Here is a 22399-nt window from a genome sequence, read left to right as displayed (position 1 = left end):
GCTCAAAGAGGGCTTGACGCCCGCATAATGCCTGCGGAATAGTGTTCTGCAATATGCAGAGCATCATTATTTGTCCGGACAAGTGACGTGACAGCAACCGGGATCGCACTCACCCTCGACGGCCGCATCGTGGTCGTGTCCGGCGCGGGCGGCGGCGGTATCGGCACCACGGTCACCCGGCTGGCCGCCGAGGCCGGGGCCACCGTCGTGGCGGTCAGTCGGTCGGCGGACAACCTCGACGAGCACATCGCACCGCTGGCCGACCGAGGCCTCGCCGTGGTGCCCGTCGCCGCCGACGCGTCCACCGACGACGGGATCGCCACGGTCCTCGATCGGGTGCGTGGCCTCGACGGCGACCTCTACGGGCTGGTGAACATCGCCGGCGGGGCCGCCCCGTCGACGTGGATGCCGTCCACCCGCGTCACCCGTGAGGACTGGCGGGCACTGTTCGCGGCGAACCTCGAGACCGCGTTCTTCATGAGCCAGGCCGTGAGTCGGGAGTTATGCGCCGAAGGGCTGACGGGGTCGATCGTCTCGGTGTCTTCGATCAGCGGCATGAACACCGCGCCGTTCCACATCGCCTACGGGACGGCCAAGGCGGCCGTCGTCGCGATGACCCGCACGATGGCCGTGGAACTGGCCACCGCCGGCATCCGGGTCAACGCCGTGGCTCCCGGCGTCACCGAGACGGCCGCGTCGCGCATGTATGTCGACGAGGACCCCGAGCGGGACCGCACCGCCATCGCGATGGGCCGGCGCGGCACGCCCGAGGAACAGGCGGGCGCGATCCTGTTCCTGCTCTCCGACCTGTCGAGCTACATCACCGGCCAGACCCTGCTCGTCGACGGCGGGCTGAACCTGAAGTGGAGCCACCTGGGCGCCGACAACACGTCGCTGTTCCTCAAAGACGAGTCCTTCCGAGAAGCCATCAGCAGGCCCTGAAAGGAAGAGCAATGACCCACACAGAATCCGATCTCGACGCCGCGATCGAGGTCGAAGCCGATCCGGACGACTCGACGGGGCGGATCGCCGAGGACCTGTCGGATCCGACGACCATCCCGGTCGAGGCGTACATCTCCGAGGAGTACGCCCGCGCCGAGCGAGACCGGTTGTGGCGCAAGGTGTGGCAGCAGGTCGGGCGGGTGGAGGAGATCCCCGAGGTCGGCAGCTACCTGACCTACGACATCCTCGACGACTCGATCATCATCGTGCGCACCGGTGACAACACCTTCGCCGCCCACCACAACGTCTGCATGCACCGCGGGCGCAAGCTCGTCGACACCCCCGACGGCGCGAAGAACGCCGTCGGCCGGGCCCGCAAGTCGTTCGTCTGCGGATTCCACGGCTGGACCTACGGGCTGGACGGCACGTGCACCCACATCCGCGAGCAGGACGACTGGAAGGGCACGCTGACCGCACGCAACACTCACCTGGCCCCCGTGCAGGTCGACACCTGGGGCGGCTGGCTGTTCGTCAACATGGACCCGGAGTGCGAGCCGCTGGCCGACTACCTGTTCCCGGCATCGAAGATCCTGGAACCGTTCGGGCTGGAGAACATGCGCTACAAGTGGCGCAAATGGCTGAACTTCGACTGCAACTGGAAAGTCGCGATGGAGGCCTTCAACGAGACCTACCACGTGTTCACCACCCACCCGGAGTTCAACAAGTTCGGCGAGTTCAAGGGCTGGGCCAAAGCGCAGGGCAGGCACAGCAACATCGGCTACGACGCGCCCAAGGGCATGGACGAGACCAAGTCGAAGATCCGCCTCGGCACCGGTGATCCGCGCATCTCGACCGCCGAGATGCAGGTCTACACCATGGAGGAGACCAACGCGACCACCACGCAGACGCTGGTGAACGCCGCCAAGCGACTGGTCGACGAACTCCCCGAGGGCACCCCGGCCGACCAGGTGCTGCAGCACTGGCTGGCCTCGGCACGACGCGACGACGAGACCCGCGGCGTGATCTGGCCGACGATCCCGCCGGACATCCTGGGGCAGAGCGGCACCGCGTGGCAGCTGTTCCCGAACTTCCAGATCGGCCAGGGCCTGACCAGCGCGCTGTGCTACAGCGCGCGCCCCGATCCGAGCTACGACCCGAACAAGTGCATCTTCGAGGTCGCGGTCTTCGAGCTGTACCCGAAAGGCCAAGAGCCGCCGACGGAATGGGCCTACACCCCGAAGGACTCGCCGAACTGGCTGTCGGTGCTGCCCCAGGACTTCTCGAACATGGCCGCGGTGCAGCAGGGCATGAAGTCGGCGGGCTTCCCGGGCACGCGGCCCAACCCGTACCGCGAGCGCAGCACCGTGAACCTGCACCACCAGCTGGCCAAGTACATGGGGACAGGCGCGCCCCGCGAGCTTTAGCGAATCCGGCGCGCTGAAGCACCCTCAGCGTCGTATTGCGCGCCGAATCCGCCCCGAGAAGGAGGAACTGTGGAGACTTGCGGGCCGACTGACACGCCCACCGACATCGACATCCCGGCACTGCGCGAGAAGTACGCCCAGGAGCGGGCCAAGCGGCTGCGTCCGGAGGGCGGCTCGCAGTACCTGGAGCTCGAGGGCGACTTCGCCGAGTTCTACGAGGTGGACCCGTACACGACGGTGACCGAACGCGATCCGGTCGCCGAGGACGTCGACGTGGTGATCCTCGGCGGGGGCTTCGCCGGGCTGCTCGCCGGCGCGTACCTGAGGAAGGCCGGCGTCACTGGCATCCGCGTCATCGAGATGGCCGGCGACTTCGGGGGCGTGTGGTACTGGAACCGGTTCCCTGGAATCCAGTGCGACAACGACGCGTATTGCTATGTCCCGCTGCTCGAAGAGCTCGGCTTCATGCCGAGCAAGAAGTTCGCCGACGGCGCCGAGATCTTCGGCCACTGCCGCAACATCGGCAAGCACTTCGGCCTCTACGACGGCGCACTGTTCTCCACCCAGGTTCGCGAACTCCACTGGGACGACGACCTGCAGCGGTGGCGGATCAGCACCGACCGCGGCGACGACGTGCGGGCCCGCTTCGTGGTGATGGCGCAGGGCTCCTACAACCGCCCGAAACTGCCGGGAATCCCCGGCATCAAAGACTTCACGGGACATGTGTTCCATTCGGCCCGCTGGGACTACGACTACACCGGAGGCGACGCCGACGGCGGCCTGGTCAACCTGGCCGACAAGCGGGTGGCGCTCGTCGGCACCGGCGCGACCGGCGTCCAGCTGGTGCCGCACCTCGGCCGGGACGCCAAGCAGCTCTTCGTGTTCCAGCGCACGCCCTCGTCGGTCGACGAGCGGGTCAACACACCCACCGATCCGAACTGGGCGGCCTCGCTGCAGCCGGGCTGGCAGGAGGAGCGCAAGCGCAACTTCCACAACTGGTCGCCGTTCGTCGGCGTCGTGTTCGGCGAGCCCGATCTGGTGTGCGACTTCTGGACCGAGCTCGGGCGCAACCTGACCGCGCGCATCGCCGGCAGCGCGGATCCCATGGCGGTGACCATCGAGCAGATCATGGCCTTCCGGGAGGAAGAGGACTACAAGATCATGGAGCGGTTGCGGCGCCGCGTCGCGGCCGTGGTCGAGGACCCCGCGACCGCCGAGGCGCTCATGCCGTACTACCGGTTCATGTGCAAGCGGCCCTGTTCGAGCGAGCACTACCTGTCGACGTTCAACCGGCCGAACGTGACGCTGGTCGACGTGTCGGAATGCAAAGGCGTGGAACGGCTCACCGAGAAGGGGATCGTCGCCAACGGCGTCGAGTACGAGGTGGACTGCGTGATCTTCGCCAGCGGCTTCGAGATCTCCACCGAGATCAGCCGCCGCTACGCGATCGACCGCATCGTCGGCCGCGACGGGCTCTCGCTGTTCGACTACTGGCGCGACGACTACAAGACCCTGCACGGGATGACCAGCCGCGGCTTCCCGAATCAGTTCTTCATGGGGTTCATCCAGGGCGGGGTGTCTGCGAACACCACCGCGATGTTCGAGCAGCAGGCCGAGCACATCGCCTACATCATCGCCGAGGCGCAGAACCGGGGCGCCACCGTCGTCGAGCCGACCCAGGAAGGGCAGGACGACTGGGTGCACACGGTCCGCGAGCTCGCGATCGACAACTCCGCGTTCGAACTGTCCTGCACGCCGGGCTATTACAACAACGAGGGACGCGGCGGCGCGGAAGGCAACGGCTCGTTCCTCGGCGACTTCTACTCGCCCGGCTTCTACGCCTTCGACGAACTGATCGCCGGCTGGCGCGCCAAGGGCGACCTCGAAGGCCTGGAACTCCGTGGCTGAGCTGCGATTCGACGGTCGGGTCGCGATCGTCACCGGCGGCGGCCGCGGCCTGGGCCGCTGCTACGCGCTGACGCTGGCCGCGCGCGGCGCCAAGGTCGTCGTCAACGACGCCGGCGGCAGCCTGACCGGTGACGGCGCCGACGCCGGGCCTGCCGCGCAGGTCGCCGACGAGATCGTCGCCGCGGGCGGCGACGCGGTCGCCAACGCCGACTCGGTGGCCACGGCCGACGGGGGCGAGGCGATCGTCGCGGCCGCGCTGGAGGCTTACGGCCGCGCCGACGTGCTCGTGCACAACGCCGGCAACGTACGGCGCGGTTCGCTGCGGGAGATGAGCTACGAGGACTTCGACGCCGTGGTCGACGTGCACCAGCGCGGCGCGTTCCACCTGGTGCGGCAGGTGTTCCCGGTGATGTGCGACAACGGCTACGGCCGCATCGTGCTGACGTCCTCGATCGGGGGGCTGTACGGCAACCACGACGTCGCCAATTACGCCGTCGCGAAGGCCGGCGTGATCGGACTGTCCAACGTGGCCGCCGTCGAGGGCGCGGCCCACGGGGTGCGCAGCAACGTCATCGTTCCCGCGGCCGTGACCCGGATGGCCGAGGGCATCGACACCTCGGCCTACCCGCCGATGGGGCCGGAGCTGGTCGCCCCCGCCGTCGGCTGGCTGGCCCACGAATCGTGTTCGGTGACAGGGGAGATCTTCATCGCGCTGGCCGGACGGATGGCGCGCGCGGTGATCGCCGAGACACCGGGGGTGTACCGGCCGTCGTGGACGATCGAGGATTTCGCCGGGCAGATCGACGCGATCCGGGACTTCTCCGAGCCGGTGCTGTTCCCGGTGGTGCCCGACGGCCACAACGAACACATCCGCTACAGCTTCGGGATGGCAGCCCAGGGGGCTGGCCATGCCTGAGAACGGCCCACTCGCAGGCATCCGCGTCGTCGACCTCACCGCGATGGTGATGGGTCCCTACTGCACGCAGATCATGACCGACATGGGCGCCGACGTGATCAAAGTCGAACCACCCGAAGGGGACAACACCCGGTTCATCTCGGTCGGCCCGATCCCCGGGATGAGTGGGGTGTTCGTCAACGTCAACCGCGGCAAGCGCAGCGTGGTGCTCGATCTGCGCACCGACCAGGGCAGTGACGCGATCCGGGCCCTCGTGGAACGCGCCGACGTGTTCATCCATTCGATGCGCGCCAAAGCGATCACCAAGCTCGGCCTCGGCTACGACGACGTCGCGGCCCTCAACCCGTCGATCGTCTACACCAACTGCTACGGCTACGGCAGGCGCGGACCGGAGCGGGACCGTCCCGCCTACGACGACACCATCCAGGCCGAGTGCGGAATCCCGGAGGTGCAAAGACAACTCACGGGTGAGGCCGACTACGTCGGCACCATCATGGCCGACAAGGTCGCCGGCCTGACGGCGTTGTACGCGACGATGATGGCGCTGTTCCACCGCGAGCGGACCGGGCAGGGGCAAGAGGTCGAGGTCGCCATGTTCGAGACGATGGCGTCCTTCATGCTGGTCGAGCATGCCAACGGCGCCATGTTCGACCCCCCGCTCGGGCCGGCCGTCTATCCACGGACCGTGGCGCCCAACCGGCGGCCCTACCGCACCAAGGACGGCTACATCGCCGCGCTGATCTACAACGACAAGCACTGGAACGCGTTCGTCAACGCCGTGCAACCGTCGTGGCACTCGGACCTGTACGCGACGCTGGAAGCCCGCGCACATCAGATCGACGCCGTCTACGGACTGGTCGCCGAGACGCTGGCCGAACGCACGACCGCCGAATGGCTGGATCTGTTCCGGGCGCTGGAGATCCCCGCCGCCCCACTGAACACCCCCGACGCGCTGTTCGACGACCCGCACCTCAACGCGGTCGGGCTGTTCGAGACCGTGGACACCCCGCAGGGGCCGGTCAGGTTCCCCGGGGTGCCGACATGGTTCTCCCGGACACCGGGCAAGGTGCGCGGGCCCGCACCGGAACTCGGCGCCGACACCGCGGCGGTGCTCGACGAACTCGGCCTCGGTGCGGGGTAGGAGGCATCGTGGACTTCGACATGGGCAAGCGGGCTTCGGACCTGCGCCGCGAACTGCGGCAACTGGTCGAGGACCATGTGCCCGAACACTTTCTGGGTGCGTTCACCGACGACCCGGCCGATCTGGCAACCGCCCAGGCGTTCTGCCGCATCCTGGCCGAACGCAACCTGCTGTGCCTGGCGTGGCCGCCGGAGTTCGGCGGCGGCGGCGCGTCGGTGTGGGAGCAGACCGTCGTGCGCGAGGAGATGTGGGCCCACCACGAACCGCGCGGTGCCCAGTACATGGGGGTGAACTGGGTCGGGCCGATCATCATGCGCCACGGCACCGAGGAGCTGCAGCGCAGGCATCTGCCGCCGATCGCGGCCGGCGAGGTGATCTGGTGCCAGGGCTTCTCCGAGCCCGAGGCCGCTCGGACCTGGCGTCGTTGCGCACCCACGCCCGCCCGGTCGAGGACGGCTCCGGCGGCTGGTCGGTCAGCGGCCAGAAGATCTGGACGTCCTACGCGACGATGGCGCAGTGGTGCTTCCTGCTGGCCCGCACCTCCCGCGGGGACAAGAAACAGCAGGGCCTGACGATCTTCCTGGTGCCGATGGACGATCCGGCCATCACGGTCCGCCCGATCGACTGCATGATGGGTCCGCACCACCTCAACGAGGTGTTCTTCGACGACCTGCGGGTCACCGAGGCCGACGTGCTCGGCACCGTCGACCAGGGCTGGTCGATCGTGCAGGACGTGATGGCCTTCGAGCGGGTCGGTATCGCGAGATACGCGCGGTGCGAACGGCTGCTCGCCGCGGCGCCTGCAGTACTCGGCGAGCGCTGGGACATGCTGTCCGACGAGCTCCGCGGGCGCTGGATCCGGATGCTCACCCACTGCCGCAGGGCCCGCCTGATGGCCTACCGCGTCGTCGCTCAGCAGAGCAGCGGCCGCGTCACCCCGGGTGATGCGGCGGCCTACCGCATCGCGGTGACCACACTGGACCAGGACAGCGCCGAGGTGCTGATGGACATCGCGGCCGAGGTCGAGCGCGGCCAACCGCGGGCAGCCTGGTTCCTCGGCGAGGTGGAGGACCACTGGCGCTACTCGCAGGCGTCCACGGTGTCGTCGGGAAGCATTGAGATGCAACGTATTCTACTGTCTAGGTCGATGCTGAAGGGGGCGTCGCGGTGATCCTCAGCTCAGCGAGGACGCCCTCGAGTACGGCAGGCAGGCGCGGCAGGCGTTCGGTGCGGCCGGCGGCGATGCGCTGGTGATGCACGCGCAGGACGCACCCGACGACCGGGAAGCGATGGTGACACCGGTGCTCGACGGGCTCGGCGCGTGGGATCTGGACCCCCGCACCGACGCCGACGGGCTGGAGGCGGCAGCTGCGCTGTGCCGCAGCGCGGGCTACTGGGCGGTGCCCTACCCGCTGGCCGAGCGGCTGGCCGCCCCCGCCGACCCGGACGTCGACGGACTGGTCGTGGTCGGCGGCCCCCGTCCGGCCGGCGCCCTCGCCGGGCTCCGGACACGTTGGGCCGCAGTGACACTCGACGGTCGGCGGTCGACGGTCACCGGCCGGGGCGACACACAGCCGGGGTTCGTCACCGAACTGGAGCTGACACCGGCGGACGTGTCCGGGGCTGCAGACGTCGCACTCGGACTGGTCCTGCCGTGCTGGACCCTGCTGGGCATGCTGGATCGCGCCGTGGAGCTGACCGTCGCACACGTCGGCCTGCGCAAGCAGTTCGGCCAGACGTTGTCGTCGTTCCAGGGCGTGCAGTTCCAGCTCACCGACGCCGAAGTCGAGCGCAGCGGCCTCGACATCCTGGCCAAGCACGCATTGTGGAGTATCTCGACCGACGAAGCGCACGCCGTCACCGATGCGCTGGCGCTGCGGCTCGCCGCGATCGAGGCGGCCGACGTGGTGTTCCGGGTGTGCCATCAGCTCCACGGCGCGGTCGGCTTCTGCGACGAGACCACGCTGTCGTGGCTGTCGCGGTACAGCCAGCCGCTGCGCCGGCTGCCGTTCGGCGCGTCCGGCACCCGCGACCACCTCACCCGGGCGGCCGGAACACGCGGCCTGACAGGGCTGTTCGCATGACCGCCGAAACTGAAGATCAACGCGATCATCCGGCGGATTCTCAGTCACAAGCTCAGTTTCGCGAGCAGGTGCGGGCCTGGTGCCGCGAACACATCCCGGCCGACTGGCGTGCCTCCCAGACCGGCGCGAGCGACGACGAGTTCGTCCGCTTCCAGAAAGCCTGGTTCGCCGAACTGCACAGCGCCGGCTACGCGGTGCCGCACTGGACGGCGGAATGGGGCGGCGGGCTCTCCGTCGATCAGCAGGTGGTGCTGTACCAGGAGCTGGCCGCCCACGACGCACCGCGACTGGTGCTGGCGTTCGTCGGCATCCACCACGCCGCGTCCACGCTGCTGATCGCGGGCACCGAGGAACAGCGTCGGCGGCACCTGCCCGCGATCCTCGACGGCGAGATCTGGGTGCAAGGCTTCTCCGAACCCGAGGCGGGCTCCGACCTGGCCGCGCTGCGCACCACCGCCCGCCGGGTGGGTAACGACGAGTTCGTGGTCAGCGGGCAGAAGGTCTGGGCCAGCGGCGGGATGCACGCCGACTGGTGCCTGCTGCTGGCCCGCACCGATCCGGGTGCGCCGAAGCGGAAGGGCATCTCCTACTTCCTGCTCGACATGACCAGCCCCGGGGTGGAGGTCCGTCCGATCCGCAACGCGGTCGGCGACTCCCACTTCTGCGAGATCTTCCTCGACGACGTCATCATCCCCGCGGCCAACCTGGTCGGCGCCGAGAACGAGGGCTGGCAGGTGGCGCAGGCGACGCTGGGCGCCGAACGCGGGATGACGATGCTGGAGCTCGCCGAACGCTTGGGCAACGCCGGGTTCCGCCGGCTGGTCGAGACCGCGCCGCTGGACGACCCGGTCGTCGCCGACCGGCTGGCTGCGTTCGACACCGAGATCACCGGGCTGCGGGGGCTGTGCAGGCAGATCGTCGAACACGGGGCGGCCGGGCCGGCCGACGCGTCGATCGTCAAGCTGTACTACAGCGAACTGCTGCAACGACTCACCGACTTCGGCGCCGAGATCGGCGGTCTGGAAGCGCACACCGTGCTGGCCAAGCCGATGTCGAGCGGATGGGAATCCGGTTCGTGGGTGCTCGATTTCGTGGGCTCCTGGGAGTGGACGATCCCCGGCGGCGCCAGCGAGATCCAGCGCACCATCATCGCCGAGCGCGGGCTCGGGCTGCCGCGGGAACCGAGCGTCGCGTGACAGCCACCGCGTTCTCCGAGTTCCACGACGAACTCCGCTCGGCCGCAGCAGAACTGCTGGCCAAGGACCGCGCACCCGACTGGGCGGTGCTGGTCGAGGCCGGATGGACCGGCCTGGAGGTTCCCGACGAACTGGGTGGGGCCGGGGCGACGTTCGTCGAGGCCGCGCTGGTCCTGGAACAGATCGGGCGGGCCGCAGCCGCGAGCCACTACCTGGGCAGCGCGGTACTGGCCGCCGGAGCGCTGAACCTGTCGGCGCCCAGCATTGGTCGGGATGAGCTGCTGGCCGGGGTCGCGTCGGGACGGGGCCGCTTGGCAGTGGTCACCGACGGGTTCACCGTCGACGGGGCGAGACTGACCGGACAAGCGGCGTTCGTCCCCGACGCCATCGGCGCCGACCGGCTGCTGGTGCTGGCCGGCGGCACGATGGCGGTGGTGGACAGCACGCAGGTGACCGTCGCGGCACAGCCCGTCGTCGACGAGACACGCAGGCTCGCGACCGTCACCGCCGACGCGGCAGGCATCACCGAACTGCTGACGTTCGACGGTGACCCGGAGGCGCTACGGCATCGCGCCGAGGTCGCCGTCGCCTGCGACAGCCTCGGTCTGGCCGAGCAGATGCTCACCGCCACTGTCGATTACGTGAAGATGCGGCACCAGTTCGGCCTGCCCATCGGATCGTTCCAGGCCGTCAAGCATGCGTGTGCCGACATGCTCGTCGCCGTCGAGGTGGCCCGGAGGCTGATCTCCGATGCGGTCGGTGTGCTCGCCGACGGAGGCGACGCCGCCGTGTCGGCCGCAATGGCGAAGTCCTACGCATGCTCGGCCGCGGTCGAGGTGGCAGGCAAGGCGATGCAGCTGCACGGCGGTATCGGCTACACGTGGGAGAGCGGCATCCACGTCTACCTCAAACGCGCCACGCTGAACCGGTCGTTGTTCGGTTCTGCTGCAGCACAACGGAAAAGACTCTCGCAGAGATATTCGAAAGGGATATGACCATGGGTGTACCCGTGTACAAGCGCATTCTCGACCTCTTCGAGGCCGAGGGCGTCAACACGCTGTTCGGGATCCCCGACCCCAACTTCGTGCACATGTTCACCGAGGCGGACGCCCGCGGGTGGTCGGTCGTCGCGCCGCACCACGAACTGAGCGCCGGCTTCATGGCGGAGGCGGCGTCCCGGATGACCGGCGCGCCGGGCCTGTGCATCGGCACGCTCGGCCCGGGCGTGGCCAACATCGCCGGGGCGATGATGTGCGCACTGGTGGAGAACTCGCCGGTGATCTTCCTCGGCGGGCAGCGCGCCCGCATCACCGAACGCCGGGTGCGCCGCGGTCGCATCCAGTTCGTCCAGCAGGAGGGCCTTTTCGCGCCGTCGGTGAAGTACAGCAGCTCGATCGAGTACGCCGACCAGACCGATGAGATCGTGCACGAGGCCATCCGCCGGGCCATGTCAGGCACCCCCGGGCCTGCCTACATCGAGTTCCCGTCGCACGTCATCCTCGAAGAACTCGACCTCGGTGACGCGCCCGAGCCGTCGGCGTACCGGCTGGTGAACCAGGGCGCCGGCGCCCGCGAGGTCGCCGAGGCGGCCGAACTGATCCGGCAGGCCGAGCGCCCGATCCTGCTGGTGGGCCACGGCGTTCACACCTCACGGACCCAGGAGCAGGTTCGCGAGCTGGCCGAGCTGATGGCCTGCCCGGTGATCCAGACCTCCGGCGGCACCTCGTTCATCCCCGGCCTGGAGGACCGCACCTTCCCGTACCTGTTCTCCCCGGCCGCCAACGCCGCGGTAGAGGAGTCCGACCTGTGCGTGGCGCTGGGCACCGAACTCGGCGAACCGATGCACTACGGCCGGACCCAGCACTGGGCGGCCAACGACGCGAACCGCAAATGGGTGTACGTCGAACAGGATCCCACCGCGATCGGGGTGAACCGCCGATTCGACGTGCCGCTGGTCGGCGATCTGCGCGGGGTGGTGCCGCAGTTGGTCGAGGCGCTGCGGGACGCCCCACGGACCGCGTCGGCCAACCTGCAGAAGCTGATTGCCGACGATGCCGCCGAGTTGGCCCGGGTCGCCGAAGAGGCCCCGAGCGGGCGCACCCCGGTGCACCCGGCCCGGTTCGTCGTCGAGGCCACCAAGGCGTTCGACGAGTACGCGCCCGACGGCATCATGGTCCGTGACGGCGGGGCGACGGTGATCTTCCAGTGGACCTATTCGCAGACCAAGCCGCGCGACGTGATCTGGAACCAGAACTTCGGCCACCTCGGCACCGGCCTGCCCTACGCCGTCGGCGCGTCGGTCGCCGAGGGTCGCAAGCGGCCGGTCATGTTGCTCACCAGCGACTCGGCGTTCCTGTTCCACATCGCCGAACTGGAGACCGCGGCCCGGGAGAACCTGCCGTTGGTCTGCGTGGTCGGCGTCGACCACCAGTGGGGTCTGGAAGTGGGCGTGTACAAGCGCACGTTCGAGCAGCCGTCACCGCAGCCCGGCGTGCACTGGAGCAAGGACGTCCGGATGGACAAGATCGCCGAGGGCTTCGGCTGCCACGGCGAATACGTCGAGAAGGAGGACGAGATCGGCCCGGCCATCCAACGGGCGTACGCCAGCGGCAAGACCGCGGTGGTGCATGTGTGCATCGACCCGAAGGCGAACTCCGAGGAGATGCCGAAATACGACCGTTTCCGTACCTGGTATGCCGAAGGCACACAGTAGAGATGCGTTCTAGGGAAGAGTAGGGACATGCGTGATTATCTGAAGCACTACATCGACGGGCAGTGGGTCGAGCCGGTACGGCCCAACGCCCTGGAGGTCGACAACCCGGCCACCGAGGAGATCTCCGGCAGGATCGCACTGGGCTCGTCGGCCGACGTGGACCTCGCGGTCACCGCGGCGCGGCGGGCGTTCGACAGCTGGGCGCTGACCACCCGGGAGGAGCGCCTCGAGCTGCTCGGCGCGATCATGGCCGAGTACCAGAAGCGGGCAGGCGAACTGGCCGAGGCCGTCACCGAGGAGATGGGCGCACCCGCGTCACTGGCGTCCGGGCCGCAGGTGAACCTCGGCATGGGGCACCTGGCCACCGCGATCGACGCGCTGAAGAACTTCGCGTTCGAGGAACAGCACGGCAGCACCCTGGTGGTCAAGGAGCCGATCGGGGTCTGCGGGCTGATCACGCCGTGGAACTGGCCGATCAACCAGATCGCGTGCAAGGTGTTCCCGGCGCTGGCCACCGGTAACACGATGGTGCTCAAACCGTCCGAGGTGGCGCCGTATTCGGCGCAGATCTTCTCCGAGATCATCGACGCCGCCGGGGTTCCGGCCGGTGTGTACAACCTGGTCTACGGCGACGGGCCCGGTGTGGGTGCGGCGATCTCCAGTCACCCCGACATCGACATGGTGTCGTTCACCGGTTCGACTCGCGCCGGCGTCGAGGTCGCCCGCAACGCAGCCACGACCGTCAAGCGCGTCACCCAGGAACTGGGCGGCAAGAGCCCGAACATCGTGCTCGACGACGACGACTTCGCCAAGAGCGTGGCCGCGGGCACCTCGGTGATGATGGTCAACAGCGGGCAGAGCTGCAACGCGCCGTCGCGCATGCTGGTGCCGAACTCGCGGATGGACGAGGCCATCGCGGTCGCCCGGGACACCGCGTCGGCGGTCAAGGTCGGTGACCCGTCCGACAAGTCCGCGATCGGGCCGGTCGCGTCGCGGGCACAGTTCGAGAAGATCCAGGGCCTGATCCAGAGCGGCATCGACCAGGGCGCCACGCTCGTCGTCGGCGGCACCGGACGTCCCGACGGCATCGACAAGGGCTACTTCGTCAAGCCGACGGTGTTCGCCAACGTCACCAACGACATGACGATCGCACGCGAGGAGATCTTCGGCCCGGTGCTGTGCATCCTGGGCTACGACGACCTCGACCAGGCCGTCGCGATCGGCAACGACACCGAATACGGTCTGGCCGGCTATGTTTCGGGCGCCGACCTGGAGCAGGCACGCGCGGTGGCCCGCCGGATCCGGGCCGGATCGGTCGCGATCAACCACGGCTTCGACCTGGCCGCGCCGTTCGGTGGCTACAAGCGCAGCGGCAACGGCCGCGAGTGGGGGCCGTTCGCGTTCGACGAGTTCCTCGAGGTCAAGGCCGCGCTGGGGTACACCCCCGCCTAGTCAGGTGAATCGGGCGCGCTCAGGCACCCTCACGGTGCTCGAGCGCGCCCGATTCGCAGAAGGGTCGTGAGCGGGGGCGCGATGAGTTCCCGCGGGGCGCCTGGTCTGCATCGGTGACCACCACCACCGAGGAGAATCCAATGCCCGTCCGCACCACCGCCCCGCTGGGCGCACCCATCTGGGTCGACCTGGCCACCTCCGACCTCGACCGCGCAAGGAATTTCTACGGCACGGTCTTCGGCTGGACCTTTGACACCGCCGCGCCCGAGTACGGCGGCTATGTCACCGCGCTACTCGACGGACGGCCGGTGGCCGGATTGATGGCCAACGAACCGCAGTGGAACGCGCCCGACGGCTGGACCACCTACCTGCACACCGCAGACGCCGACGCGACCGTCGCCAAAGCGGTCGCGGCCGGGGGCACGTCGTGCGTGCCCCCGATGGACGTCCCCGACAAGGGCCGGATGGGCATGGCAGCCGACTCTGCGGGCGCGCTCTTCGGGCTGTGGCAACCTACCGGCCACCGCGGTTACGACGTCGTCGGCGAACCCGGTGCTCCGGTCTATCACCAACTCACCACCCGCGACTACCGCGCTGCGCTGACCTTCTACCGGGACGTTTTCGGCTGGACCACCGACACAGTCGCCGACTCCGACGAATTCCGCTACAGCACAGCAACCTTCGACGGGGAGGCGCTGATCGGCGTGATGGACGGCGGCAACCTCCCGGGGGACTGGCCGTCCCACTGGAGCTTCTTCCTCGGCGCCGACGACGTCGACAAGACCGTGCAGCTGATCACCGATAACGGCGGCGGGGTCCTGCGCGGCGCGGAGGACACCCCGTACGGCAGGCTGGCGGCGGTCACGGATCCGACCGGCGCAGCCTTCAACCTGTCGTCGGTGGAGGGCTGAGGGGCTCTCCCCGGTGAGCCGATGCGAATACCCCGTAGCGGGACCGCCCGCGCGCGAGGAAGATGGCGGGTGGGGGGCAATGACGTCGACCGCATCGGCAACATGGGGGGACCATGGCGAAGTTTCCGGACGTGGTGGTGACGGGGGTCGCCATGACCACCGCACTGGGCACCAGCGTCGAATCGACCTGGCAGGGGCTGCTGGCGGGGCACAGCGGCATCAGAACCCTGGACGACCCCTTCGTCGAGGAATTCGACCTGCCGGTCCGCATCGGCGGGCATCTGCTGGAGACCTTCGACGAACAGATGACCCCCGAAGAGGTCGAGAGCAATTCGTACGTTCAGCGCATGGCGCTGGTGCTCGGCCGGCGGGCCTGGGAGAACGCCGGCGCACCCGAGGTGGATCCGCTGCGGCTGGCGGTGTCCATCGGCACCGGGATCGGCGGCCTGGAGGTGATGGCCTTCGCCTACGACGACATGCGCGACCGCGGGTACCAGGTCATCTCCCCGACCACGGTGCAGAAGTACATCCCGAGCGCTCCGTCCACGTCGGTCGCCGTCGAACGCCACGCGTGCGCAGCCATCCTGACCCCGGTCTCGGCCTGTGCGTCGGGCTCCGAGGGGGTGGCGCAGGCGTGGCGGCAGATCATCCTGGGCGAGGCCGACGTCGCGATCTGCGGGGGAGTGGAGTCGCGGATCGAGGCCGTCCCGATCGCCGGGTTCGCCCAGATGCGCATCGTGATGTCGACCAACAACGACGATCCCGCCGGCGCCTGCCGGCCGTTCGACAGGGACCGCGACGGCTTCGTGTTCGGGGAGGGCGGCGCGCTGCTGGTGATCGAGACCGAAGAGCACGCCAAAGCACGCGGCGCGAACATCCTGGGCCGGGTGATGGGGGCGAGCATCACGTCGGACGGGTTCCACATGGTCGCGCCCGACCCGAACGGCGAACGAGCCGGATACGCGATGACGCGCGCAATCCAGTTGGCAGGTCTGTCACCGACCGACATCGACCACATCAACGCCCATGCGACCGGCACCAGCGTGGGTGACCTCGCGGAATCCGTGGCGATCAACAAGGCGCTCGGCGGCCACGCGCCCGCGGTGTACGCGCCCAAGGGCGCGCTCGGGCACTCGGTCGGCGCGGTCGGCGCGGTGGAGTCGATCCTGACGCTGCTGGCCCTGCGCGACGGCGTCATCCCCCCGACCCGGAATCTGAAGAACCTGGACCCGGAGATCAATCTGGACGTGGTGGCAGGCAGCCCGCGCCCGGGTGACTACCACTACGCGATCAACAACTCGTTCGGGTTCGGCGGGCACAACGTGTCGCTGGTGTTCGGCCTGCCCTGACCGTCAGCTCTTGACGAGCGTGAACTGCGCCAGTTCGCTGATGCCGCGGTTGAAGAAGTCGCTGCAACCGGTCAGGTACTTCATGTAGCGCTGATACACCTCTTCGGACGTCGCGGCGACCGCCTCGTCGTGATGGGCTTCCAGCCCCTCGGCCCAGGTGTCCAGCGTGCGCACGTAGTCCTGGTTCAGGTACTGCTTGTCCGCCAGCGTGAATCCCGCGTCGGCGGACAGTTCGACGATGTTCTCCTCGCCGGGCACCGAGCCGCCGGGGAAGATCTCCTTGGCGATGAACCGCATGAACTTCAGATCGGTCATCGTGATGGGGATGCCCATCTCCGGCCACTTCTTCAGCGGATGACCGAGGATGGCCTGCAACAGCATGCGGCCGCCGCTGGGCAGCGCATTACTGCACATCGTGAAGAACGGGGCGTAGCGCTCCTGCGGGAACGCCTCGATCGCCTCGATGCTGACGATGCGGTCGACGGGCTCGTCGAACTGCTCCCAGCCGCGCAGCAGGATGCGGCGGGACCGGTCGGTGTCGAGGCCGTCCAGCAGTTGCTGAGCGAACCCGCATTGGTTGCGGCTCAACGTCAGACCGATGACGTTGACGTCGAACTTCTCGACGGCACGCTTGAGCACCGAGCCCCAGCCGCAGCCGATGTCGAGCAGCGTCATGCCCGGCTGCAGCTCCAGTTTCCCCAGCGCCAGATCGATCTTGGCGATCTGCGCCTCGCCGAGCGTCATGTCGTCACGCTCGTAGTAGGCGCAGCTGTAGGTCCGGGACGGATCCTGGAACAGCCCGAAGAACTCATCGGAGAGGTCGTAGTGCGCCTGGACCTCTTCGAAATGGGGCTCCATGCCCTTGCCCGTCTCGGCTGCGCTCACCGTTTGCTTGGCCATCCCCGACCGACCTCCATCCGACAAAACGGATCCTCGTTGCGTGTGCAAATCAGGTAACGCGTGTACTCAAATTACTACACCGCGGTCAGTCATGGCTTCTCACAGGTGAATTGGACGACGTCGGTGTAGCCGTCGCGGAACAGGTCGGCGCAGCCGGCCAGATACTTGTAGAACCGCTCGTAGATCTCCTCGGAGGTGATCGCGATGGCCTCGTCCTTCTTCTCCTTGAGGTTCGCGGCCCAGGTGTCGAGCGTCTTGACGTAGTGCGGTTGCAGGTGCTGTTCGCGCGTCACGTTGTAGCCGTTGCGGTTGGCCGCGTCGGTGACCTGAGCGGCGAGCGGCAGCCGTCCGCCGGGGTAGATCTCGTCCATGATGAACTTGATGAAGCGCACGTTCGACATGGTCAGCGGCAGCTTCTTGGCTTTGATCTCCTCGTCGCTGGGGATGATGATCGTGTGTAGCAGCATCACCCCGTCGTCGGGCATCCAGCTGAACGTCTTCTTGAAGTAGTCGTCGTACTTGTTGAACCCGAAGTGCTCGAACGCGCCGATCGACACGATGCGGTCGACCTTGCCGTCGAACTCCTCCCAGGGCTGCAGCCGCACCTCCATCTTCCGGTCGCTCTTGAGCTGAGGGAACCGGTTGTCTTCGATGTGCTGCTTCTGATTCTCCGACAGCGTCAGCCCGATGACGTTGACGTCGTACTTTTCCACTGCCCGCGCGATCGTCGAACCCCAGCCGCAGCCGATGTCGAGCAGCGTCATCCCGGGCTGCAGGCCGAGCTTGCCCAGGGACAAGTCCACCTTGGCCAGCTGGGCCTCTTCGAGGGTCATGTCGTCGCGCTCGAAATAGGCGCAACTGTAGGTCTGGGACGGGTCCTGCCAGAGCTTGAAGAAGTCGTTGGAGATGTCGTAGTGGAACTGGACTTCTTTTTTGTCCGAACCGCGGGTCTGAGACGCGGATTTGGACAGCCAGGCGGATTCGGCGGTCTCGTTCGGTTGTTCGGTGGAACTGTTCGGCATCGAGTGTCCTGTCGACATGCAGATATCACGCCCGGGCGGGGCGCTGGGTCTCCACTACCCTGCCGGGGAACGCGAAACGGTCCGGATCTGAATGTACGCGGAGACTGTGCTGTGCCGCACGTCCCACGCCAACCGACGCGAAGATGGTGTCCATGACCCCGACTCCGCAGATCTACGTCAAAGCGTGCATCAACGGCGCCCGCACCCCTGACCAGCATCCGAATCTGCCGGTCACCCCCGAGGAACTGGCCGCCGAAGCGGTGGCCGCCCACCGGGCGGGGGCCAGGGCCGTGCACATGCATCCGAAGAACGCCGACGGCGTGGACTCGTTGCACGCTGCCGAGGTCGACGCGGCGGTGGCCGCGGTGCGGCAGGCGCTGCCGGGGCTGCCGCTGGGCGTGACGACCGGATTCTGGGCGTTGCCGGACCCCGGCCAACGTCTGCGGGCCGTGCAGAGTTGGACGGTGCTGCCGGACTTCGCGTCGCTGAACTGGCACGAACCCGGCTCCCCGGAGCTGGCCGAAGTGCTGCTGGGCCGGGGGCTGGGTGTGGAGGCCGGGATCTTCCACGCAGAGGCGGCGCGGTCGTGGGCGGCGTCCGACATCGCGGCGCACTGCATGCGCGTGATGATCGAGCTCGGCGCCGACGGTGACGTGGCGACGGCCGACGAACTGCTGGGCATCGTCGCGTCGGCCGGCTCGCCGGCGCCGGTGTTGTTGCACGGGCTCGACGAAAGCTGTTGGCCACTACTGGGACATGCGGGTGCGCGCGGCGTGCAGGCGCGGATCGGCCTGGAGGACACGCTGCTGCTGCCGGACGGTACCGTCGCCGACGGCAACGCGGCGCTGGTCGCCGCCGCGGTCGAACTGCTCAGCCGGTAGGGGCCCCGAGCGCGAAGTCGGCGAAGTCGAATCCCGGCACCACGACACAACTGACCAGGCAGGGCTGATCGTCCCGGGGGCGGGCGCGCTGCCAGTGTCCCGGCGGCACCACGAACTGCGGCGTCTGGCCGGCCGCGATGTCGGCGCCGAGCAGGTGGGCGGTCGCGGAGTCCTGCTCCGCCCCGACCTCCAGCACCAGCGGCCCGCCGGAATGGAACAGCCACAGCTCGGAACTGCGCACGGTGTGCCACGCGGACTGCTGCCCCGGCATGAGCAGGAACAGGATGGCTGTCCCCGCATTGCGCACCCCGGTGTAGTCGGGCGGGAGAGCCGACTGCGGGATCGTCAGCTCGCTGCGCCACGTCTCCTTGAACCAGCCGCCCTCGGGATGTGGCGAAAGGTCCAGACGACGCGCCCATTCGGGGAGATCGGTCATCGGACCACCCTAGTAGGCTGCCGGGCATGGGTCGCGCGCTTCCGGGGTGGCTGGTTGCGCTGTGTGCTGCGCTGGTAGCGGTCAGTGCGTGGCTGCCGTGGCTGAGATCCGCCGAGGGCGGTGGGCGGGCCAACGCGATCGGCGGCGTGGCAGGCGCCATGCCGGTGCCGCCGCCCGGATTCGGGGTGGGTCAGCTGGTCGTGCTGCTGGCCTCGACGTTGGTGGTGGCGGGCGCGATGGCGGCCCGGGGTATCTCGGCTCGGATGGCTTCCACTGCGGCGCTGGCGATCTCGGTGGTGTTGGTCGTGCTGACTGCGTGGTTCTATCGGCTCTACGTCTACCCGCCGGTGTCGGCCGGGTACGGCCTCTATGTCGCAGGCGGACTCGCGCTGGCGTCGGTGTTGCTGTCGGTGTGGGCGATGCTGTCGGCGTGGAAGTCGCCGGTCCCGAAGGCGCACGCGCCGTTGTGAGTGGCTTCGTCGAACCTGTCACGCTGACCGGCGAACGCGGGGTCACGCTGGAACCGCTTGCCCGTGAACACCTCCCGGAGGTCGAGGCGGCGGCAGCGGACGGCGAGCTGGGGCGGTTGTGGTTCACCGCGGCGCCGAAGGCGGGCCGGGCCGGCGACTGGGTGGACATGCGGTTGTCTGTGCAGCGGCCGGACTCGGGGCTGACGTTCGTGGTGCGCGGGCGTGACGGCACGCTGGTCGGGTCGTCGAGTTACCTCAACGTCGACGGACCCAACCGGCGGTTGGAGATCGGCAACACCTGGTACGTCGGCGCAGTGCGACGCACCGGGGTCAACACCGAGACCAAGCTGTTGATGCTGGGTCATGCGTTCGACGTGTTGGGTTGCGTGGCAGTGGAATTCCGGACGCATTTCCTGAACTTCGACAGCCGCGCGGCGATCGAACGCCTGGGCGCCAAACGCGACGGGATTCTTCGCAGTCACCAGCTGATGCCCGACGGATCCCGCCGCGACACCGTGGTGTACTCGATCCTGGACCACGAATGGCCGGCCGTGCGGTCCAACCTGCGATTCAGGCTGGACCGCCACGGCTGACCGACAACGGGCCTACCCGGCCTCGACCGTGGTGGGCTCGATCGACTTCTGGTTACCGGAGTGGCTGACCTCGATCTTGCGCGGTTTGGCCTTCTCCGCGACCGGGATCGTCACCGTCAGCACGCCGTTCTCGTAGGTCGCCGAGATCGCCGACGTGTCGATGCCGTCGCCGAGGGACAGTTGGCGGCGGTAGCTGCCGAAGAATCGTTCGTTGGCCAGCCACTGCGCCGAATCCTCGGACCGGGCGGTGCGGTGCGCCGAGATCGTGAGGGTGCCGTTGTCGACGTTCACGTCGACCGAGCCGGGATCTATGCCGGGCAGGTCGGCGGTCAGAAGGTAGTGGTCGTCGATCTTGCAGAGGTCCATCGGCATGAACCGAGGAGCGCGGTTTGATCCGGCCTGGCTGGTCAGCAAGCCCCGGGTCAACGCGTCAAGGTCACTGAACGGATCAAAGCGGAGCACAGCAATCCACCTCCTATGTCACTCAGGGCCCGCCACCCCGACGGGCCGCTAAATCACTGTGCACCAGCGAGATTAGCACTCGAGGCGAGAGAGTGCCAAGAGTTTTCCGGCCGTCTGCCCGGCAATTTTTCTCCGCGTGCGGGGCTGTTCAGGGGGCGGCCGTCAGCACGACGTCGGCGGCATCCGCCACCTCGGCCGTCCGCCCCGGTGCGGCCTGATGCGCCCAGTACAGGTTGGTGTGGGCGATCACCGCGTCCACCGGCGGGGCACCCCACTGCGTCTTGTCGCCGGCGGTGTGCGCGTCGCGGACCAGGGTCACGTCGTAGCCGCGGGTGAAGGCGCCGTGCAGCGTCGAGCGAACGCACGCATCGGTTTCCGCGCCGGTGACCACGAGCCCCCACCGCCCTGTCGGCCAGCACGCTGTCCAGATCGGTGTCCTCGAACGCGTCGCCGTAGCTCTTGTCGATCACCGGTTCCCCGTCGCCGGGGGACAATTCGTCGACGATCTGCCAGCCAGCGCTGCCCCGGACGAGGTCGGCATCGTGATGGCGGATCCACACCACAGGCACGTGTTCGCGGCGCGCCCGCTCGATCAGCGATGCGATGGTGGCGACGACCTCGGTACTGCGGTGGGCGCCGTCGACCACGAGGTTCTGCACGTCGACGACGAGAAGTGCACTGTGGGGCCGGTTCTCGAAGGAGGTCATCACCACATTGTCCGCCGCAGGCGGTGCCGGCACTACGAAACGGGTTCGATCTGGGTGCCGCGGAGGCGGCCCCCGCACTGATCGCAGACCAGGGCCGGGGTGAACGTGCGTCCGCACGACGCGTGGGTCAGCGCCACCGCCCGCCCCTCGGGGGACGGAAACCACCGTTGCGCCCACGCCAGCGCGCACACCAGGACCGGAAAGAAGGCCCGCCCCTTGTCGGTGAGCAGGTAACGGTTGTCGTGCTGGGTGAGGATTCCCTCGTCGGTGAACACCGCCAAACGCCCGGCGATGGTGGCCGGTGGCGCACCCAACTGCGTCTGGAAGTCGGTGAACCGGCCGGCTCCGACGAACGCGGCGACCAGCAGCGCGAACGCCCACCGATCGCCGAGCACGCTCATGGTCTGTGGAAACAGCAGCGCGGCACCGGAGCGGCGGCCGCTGGACCGCCTGCGGTTGGTGCCCGACGGTATCGACCGCTCCCACGATCCGCTGGGGCCCCACCGGGCGGCCACGTCGTCTGCCCCGGCCGCTCGTCACACGACCGGCATGTCACCTCGGGCCGGAACGGCCGCCCGCATCCGCGGTGGCGCATGCCGGGCAGCGGCTCGGTGTGCTCGGGCACCCAGCGGCGTTCCCATTCCCAGATCGAGGTCAGGATCGGCCACAGCGAACGGCTCTTCGGGGTGAGCAGGTACTCGAAACGCGGAGGGTTGTCCTGATATCGGCTGCGGACCAGGAGTTCGTCGGTGGTCAGCGAGTTCAGCCGGCCCGACAACACCGCGTTGGACACCGGCAGCGCCTCCACGAAGTCGCCGTAGCGGCGCGCCCCCAACATCGCCCGCTGGATGATCAGCAGCGTCCACTCGTCGGCGAGCAGGCCCAGCATGCG

General features: G+C 68.4%; 19 protein-coding genes and 3 pseudogenes. 16 read left to right on the top strand and 6 right to left on the bottom strand.

All coding sequences use genetic code 11. The features are described 5' to 3' along the window. The first annotated feature begins 87 nt into the window (after nucleotides 1–87). The 13 genes and pseudogenes from C6A87_RS23015 to kasB all read left to right on the top strand — a co-directional run bounded on the left by C6A87_RS23015 (nucleotide 88) and on the right by kasB (nucleotide 16036). On the top strand, nucleotides 88–942 hold the full coding sequence (locus C6A87_RS23015) for an SDR family oxidoreductase (RefSeq protein ID WP_311114357.1): 855 nt from the start codon (nucleotides 88–90) through the stop codon (nucleotides 940–942). 11 nt (nucleotides 943–953) lie between these two features. Beyond that, on the top strand, nucleotides 954–2366 hold the full coding sequence (locus C6A87_RS23010) for an aromatic ring-hydroxylating dioxygenase subunit alpha (RefSeq protein WP_311114356.1): 1413 nt from the start codon (nucleotides 954–956) through the stop codon (nucleotides 2364–2366). 69 nt (nucleotides 2367–2435) lie between these two features. After that, a complete protein-coding gene (locus tag C6A87_RS23005; RefSeq protein WP_311114355.1) occupies nucleotides 2436–4274 on the top strand; it encodes an NAD(P)/FAD-dependent oxidoreductase in 1839 nt (612 codons plus the stop codon). Further along, nucleotides 4267–5190: an SDR family NAD(P)-dependent oxidoreductase gene (locus tag C6A87_RS23000; protein ID WP_311114354.1), complete on the top strand. Its 924-nt coding sequence runs from the start codon at nucleotides 4267–4269 to the stop codon at nucleotides 5188–5190. The genes C6A87_RS23005 and C6A87_RS23000 overlap by 8 nt, the downstream gene beginning before the upstream one ends. Next, a complete protein-coding gene (locus tag C6A87_RS22995; RefSeq protein ID WP_311114353.1) occupies nucleotides 5183–6331 on the top strand; it encodes a CoA transferase in 1149 nt (382 codons plus the stop codon). Before C6A87_RS23000 ends, C6A87_RS22995 begins: the two co-directional genes overlap by 8 nt. A gap of 20 nt (nucleotides 6332–6351) precedes the next feature. Further along, a pseudogene (locus tag C6A87_RS22990) lies at nucleotides 6352–7502 on the top strand (acyl-CoA dehydrogenase family protein). A gap of 79 nt (nucleotides 7503–7581) precedes the next feature. After that, a complete protein-coding gene (locus tag C6A87_RS22985) occupies nucleotides 7582–8415 on the top strand; it encodes an acyl-CoA dehydrogenase family protein (RefSeq protein ID WP_311114352.1) in 834 nt (277 codons plus the stop codon). After that, nucleotides 8412–9611, top strand: a complete 1200-nt coding sequence (locus C6A87_RS22980; RefSeq protein ID WP_311114351.1) for an acyl-CoA dehydrogenase family protein — start codon at nucleotides 8412–8414, stop codon at nucleotides 9609–9611. Before C6A87_RS22985 ends, C6A87_RS22980 begins: the two co-directional genes overlap by 4 nt. Next, nucleotides 9608–10606, top strand: coding sequence for an acyl-CoA dehydrogenase family protein (locus C6A87_RS22975; protein ID WP_311114350.1), 999 nt, complete (start codon nucleotides 9608–9610; stop codon nucleotides 10604–10606). The genes C6A87_RS22980 and C6A87_RS22975 overlap by 4 nt, the downstream gene beginning before the upstream one ends. 2 nt (nucleotides 10607–10608) lie before the next feature. Further along, the gene (locus C6A87_RS22970; RefSeq protein WP_311114349.1) at nucleotides 10609–12324 is read left to right on the top strand and encodes a thiamine pyrophosphate-binding protein; all 1716 of its coding nucleotides are present in this window, start codon (nucleotides 10609–10611) and stop codon (nucleotides 12322–12324) included. A 27-nt stretch (nucleotides 12325–12351) separates the two neighbouring features. Beyond that, on the top strand, nucleotides 12352–13776 hold the full coding sequence (locus C6A87_RS22965; protein ID WP_311114348.1) for an aldehyde dehydrogenase family protein: 1425 nt from the start codon (nucleotides 12352–12354) through the stop codon (nucleotides 13774–13776). Between the two features lie 140 nt (nucleotides 13777–13916). After that, nucleotides 13917–14687 (top strand): VOC family protein, encoded by a 771-nt coding sequence (locus tag C6A87_RS22960; RefSeq protein WP_311118052.1) that lies wholly within the window; start codon nucleotides 13917–13919, stop codon nucleotides 14685–14687. Nucleotides 14688–14800: 113 nt separating this feature from the next. Continuing rightward, complete coding sequence (gene kasB, locus C6A87_RS22955; protein WP_311114347.1) at nucleotides 14801–16036, top strand: 3-oxoacyl-ACP synthase KasB; 1236 nt, start codon at nucleotides 14801–14803, stop codon at nucleotides 16034–16036. A 3-nt stretch (nucleotides 16037–16039) separates the two neighbouring features. On the opposite strand, the gene C6A87_RS22950 is transcribed toward kasB, so the two are convergent. Further along, nucleotides 16040–16936, bottom strand: coding sequence for a cyclopropane mycolic acid synthase family methyltransferase (locus C6A87_RS22950; RefSeq protein ID WP_311114346.1), 897 nt, complete (start codon nucleotides 16934–16936; stop codon nucleotides 16040–16042). An 89-nt stretch (nucleotides 16937–17025) separates the two neighbouring features. Next, the gene (locus C6A87_RS22945; protein ID WP_311114345.1) at nucleotides 17026–17958 is read right to left on the bottom strand and encodes a cyclopropane mycolic acid synthase family methyltransferase; all 933 of its coding nucleotides are present in this window, start codon (nucleotides 17956–17958) and stop codon (nucleotides 17026–17028) included. 143 nt (nucleotides 17959–18101) lie between these two features. On the opposite strand from C6A87_RS22945, the gene C6A87_RS22940 reads away from it, so the two are divergent. Continuing rightward, nucleotides 18102–18839 carry a 3-keto-5-aminohexanoate cleavage protein gene (locus C6A87_RS22940; RefSeq protein ID WP_311114344.1) on the top strand — a complete coding sequence of 246 codons (738 nt, stop codon included), beginning with the start codon at nucleotides 18102–18104 and terminating at the stop codon, nucleotides 18837–18839. Here the strand turns inward: C6A87_RS22940 and C6A87_RS22935 are convergent. After that, nucleotides 18829–19275 carry a cupin domain-containing protein gene (locus C6A87_RS22935; protein ID WP_311114343.1) on the bottom strand — a complete coding sequence of 149 codons (447 nt, stop codon included), beginning with the start codon at nucleotides 19273–19275 and terminating at the stop codon, nucleotides 18829–18831. The genes C6A87_RS22940 and C6A87_RS22935 overlap by 11 nt on opposite strands. A gap of 26 nt (nucleotides 19276–19301) precedes the next feature. Here C6A87_RS22935 and C6A87_RS22930 point away from each other — a divergent pair, with 26 nt between their 5' ends. Together C6A87_RS22930 and C6A87_RS22925 are read left to right on the top strand one after the other, a co-directional pair. Next, a complete protein-coding gene (locus C6A87_RS22930; protein ID WP_311114342.1) occupies nucleotides 19302–19745 on the top strand; it encodes a hypothetical protein in 444 nt (147 codons plus the stop codon). Next, nucleotides 19742–20338, top strand: a complete 597-nt coding sequence (locus C6A87_RS22925) for a GNAT family N-acetyltransferase (protein WP_311118051.1) — start codon at nucleotides 19742–19744, stop codon at nucleotides 20336–20338. Before C6A87_RS22930 ends, C6A87_RS22925 begins: the two co-directional genes overlap by 4 nt. 12 nt (nucleotides 20339–20350) lie before the next feature. Here C6A87_RS22925 and C6A87_RS22920 read toward each other — a convergent pair whose 3' ends face one another. The 3 genes and pseudogenes from C6A87_RS22920 to C6A87_RS22905 form a co-directional block, all read right to left on the bottom strand. After that, entirely contained in the window at nucleotides 20351–20800 is a 450-nt protein-coding gene (locus C6A87_RS22920; RefSeq protein ID WP_311114341.1) for an Hsp20/alpha crystallin family protein, read from the bottom strand. A 148-nt stretch (nucleotides 20801–20948) separates the two neighbouring features. After that, nucleotides 20949–21507: pseudogene (locus tag C6A87_RS29230) on the bottom strand (isochorismatase family protein). 32 nt (nucleotides 21508–21539) lie between these two features. Then, a pseudogene (locus C6A87_RS22905) lies at nucleotides 21540–22396 on the bottom strand (winged helix-turn-helix transcriptional regulator). Nucleotides 22397–22399 lie beyond the last annotated feature (3 nt).

This window comes from Mycobacterium sp. ITM-2016-00317 (assembly GCF_002968295.1).
GTDB lineage: Bacteria > Actinomycetota > Actinomycetes > Mycobacteriales > Mycobacteriaceae > Mycobacterium.
Note: the sequence above shows the minus strand (reverse complement) of the source record. Positions and strands in the feature narration are given on the sequence as shown.

What these genes read in the sequence shown, in the direction of transcription:
- C6A87_RS23010 (WP_311114356.1), top strand. Translation starts at nt 954, where the DNA reads ATGACCCACACAGAATCCGATCTCGACGCCGCGATCGAGGTCGAAGCC.
- C6A87_RS22995 (WP_311114353.1), top strand. Translation starts at nt 5,183, where the DNA reads ATGCCTGAGAACGGCCCACTCGCAGGCATCCGCGTCGTCGACCTCACC.
- C6A87_RS22980 (WP_311114351.1), top strand. Translation starts at nt 8,412, where the DNA reads ATGACCGCCGAAACTGAAGATCAACGCGATCATCCGGCGGATTCTCAG.
- C6A87_RS22970 (WP_311114349.1), top strand. Translation starts at nt 10,609, where the DNA reads ATGGGTGTACCCGTGTACAAGCGCATTCTCGACCTCTTCGAGGCCGAG.
- C6A87_RS22965 (WP_311114348.1), top strand. Translation starts at nt 12,352, where the DNA reads ATGCGTGATTATCTGAAGCACTACATCGACGGGCAGTGGGTCGAGCCG.
- C6A87_RS22960 (WP_311118052.1), top strand. Translation starts at nt 13,917, where the DNA reads ATGCCCGTCCGCACCACCGCCCCGCTGGGCGCACCCATCTGGGTCGAC.
- kasB (WP_311114347.1), top strand. Translation starts at nt 14,801, where the DNA reads ATGGCGAAGTTTCCGGACGTGGTGGTGACGGGGGTCGCCATGACCACC.
- C6A87_RS22950 (WP_311114346.1), bottom strand. Translation starts at nt 16,936, where the DNA reads ATGGCCAAGCAAACGGTGAGCGCAGCCGAGACGGGCAAGGGCATGGAG.
- C6A87_RS22945 (WP_311114345.1), bottom strand. Translation starts at nt 17,958, where the DNA reads ATGCCGAACAGTTCCACCGAACAACCGAACGAGACCGCCGAATCCGCC.
- C6A87_RS22940 (WP_311114344.1), top strand. Translation starts at nt 18,102, where the DNA reads ATGGTGTCCATGACCCCGACTCCGCAGATCTACGTCAAAGCGTGCATC.
- C6A87_RS22935 (WP_311114343.1), bottom strand. Translation starts at nt 19,275, where the DNA reads ATGACCGATCTCCCCGAATGGGCGCGTCGTCTGGACCTTTCGCCACAT.
- C6A87_RS22930 (WP_311114342.1), top strand. Translation starts at nt 19,302, where the DNA reads ATGGGTCGCGCGCTTCCGGGGTGGCTGGTTGCGCTGTGTGCTGCGCTG.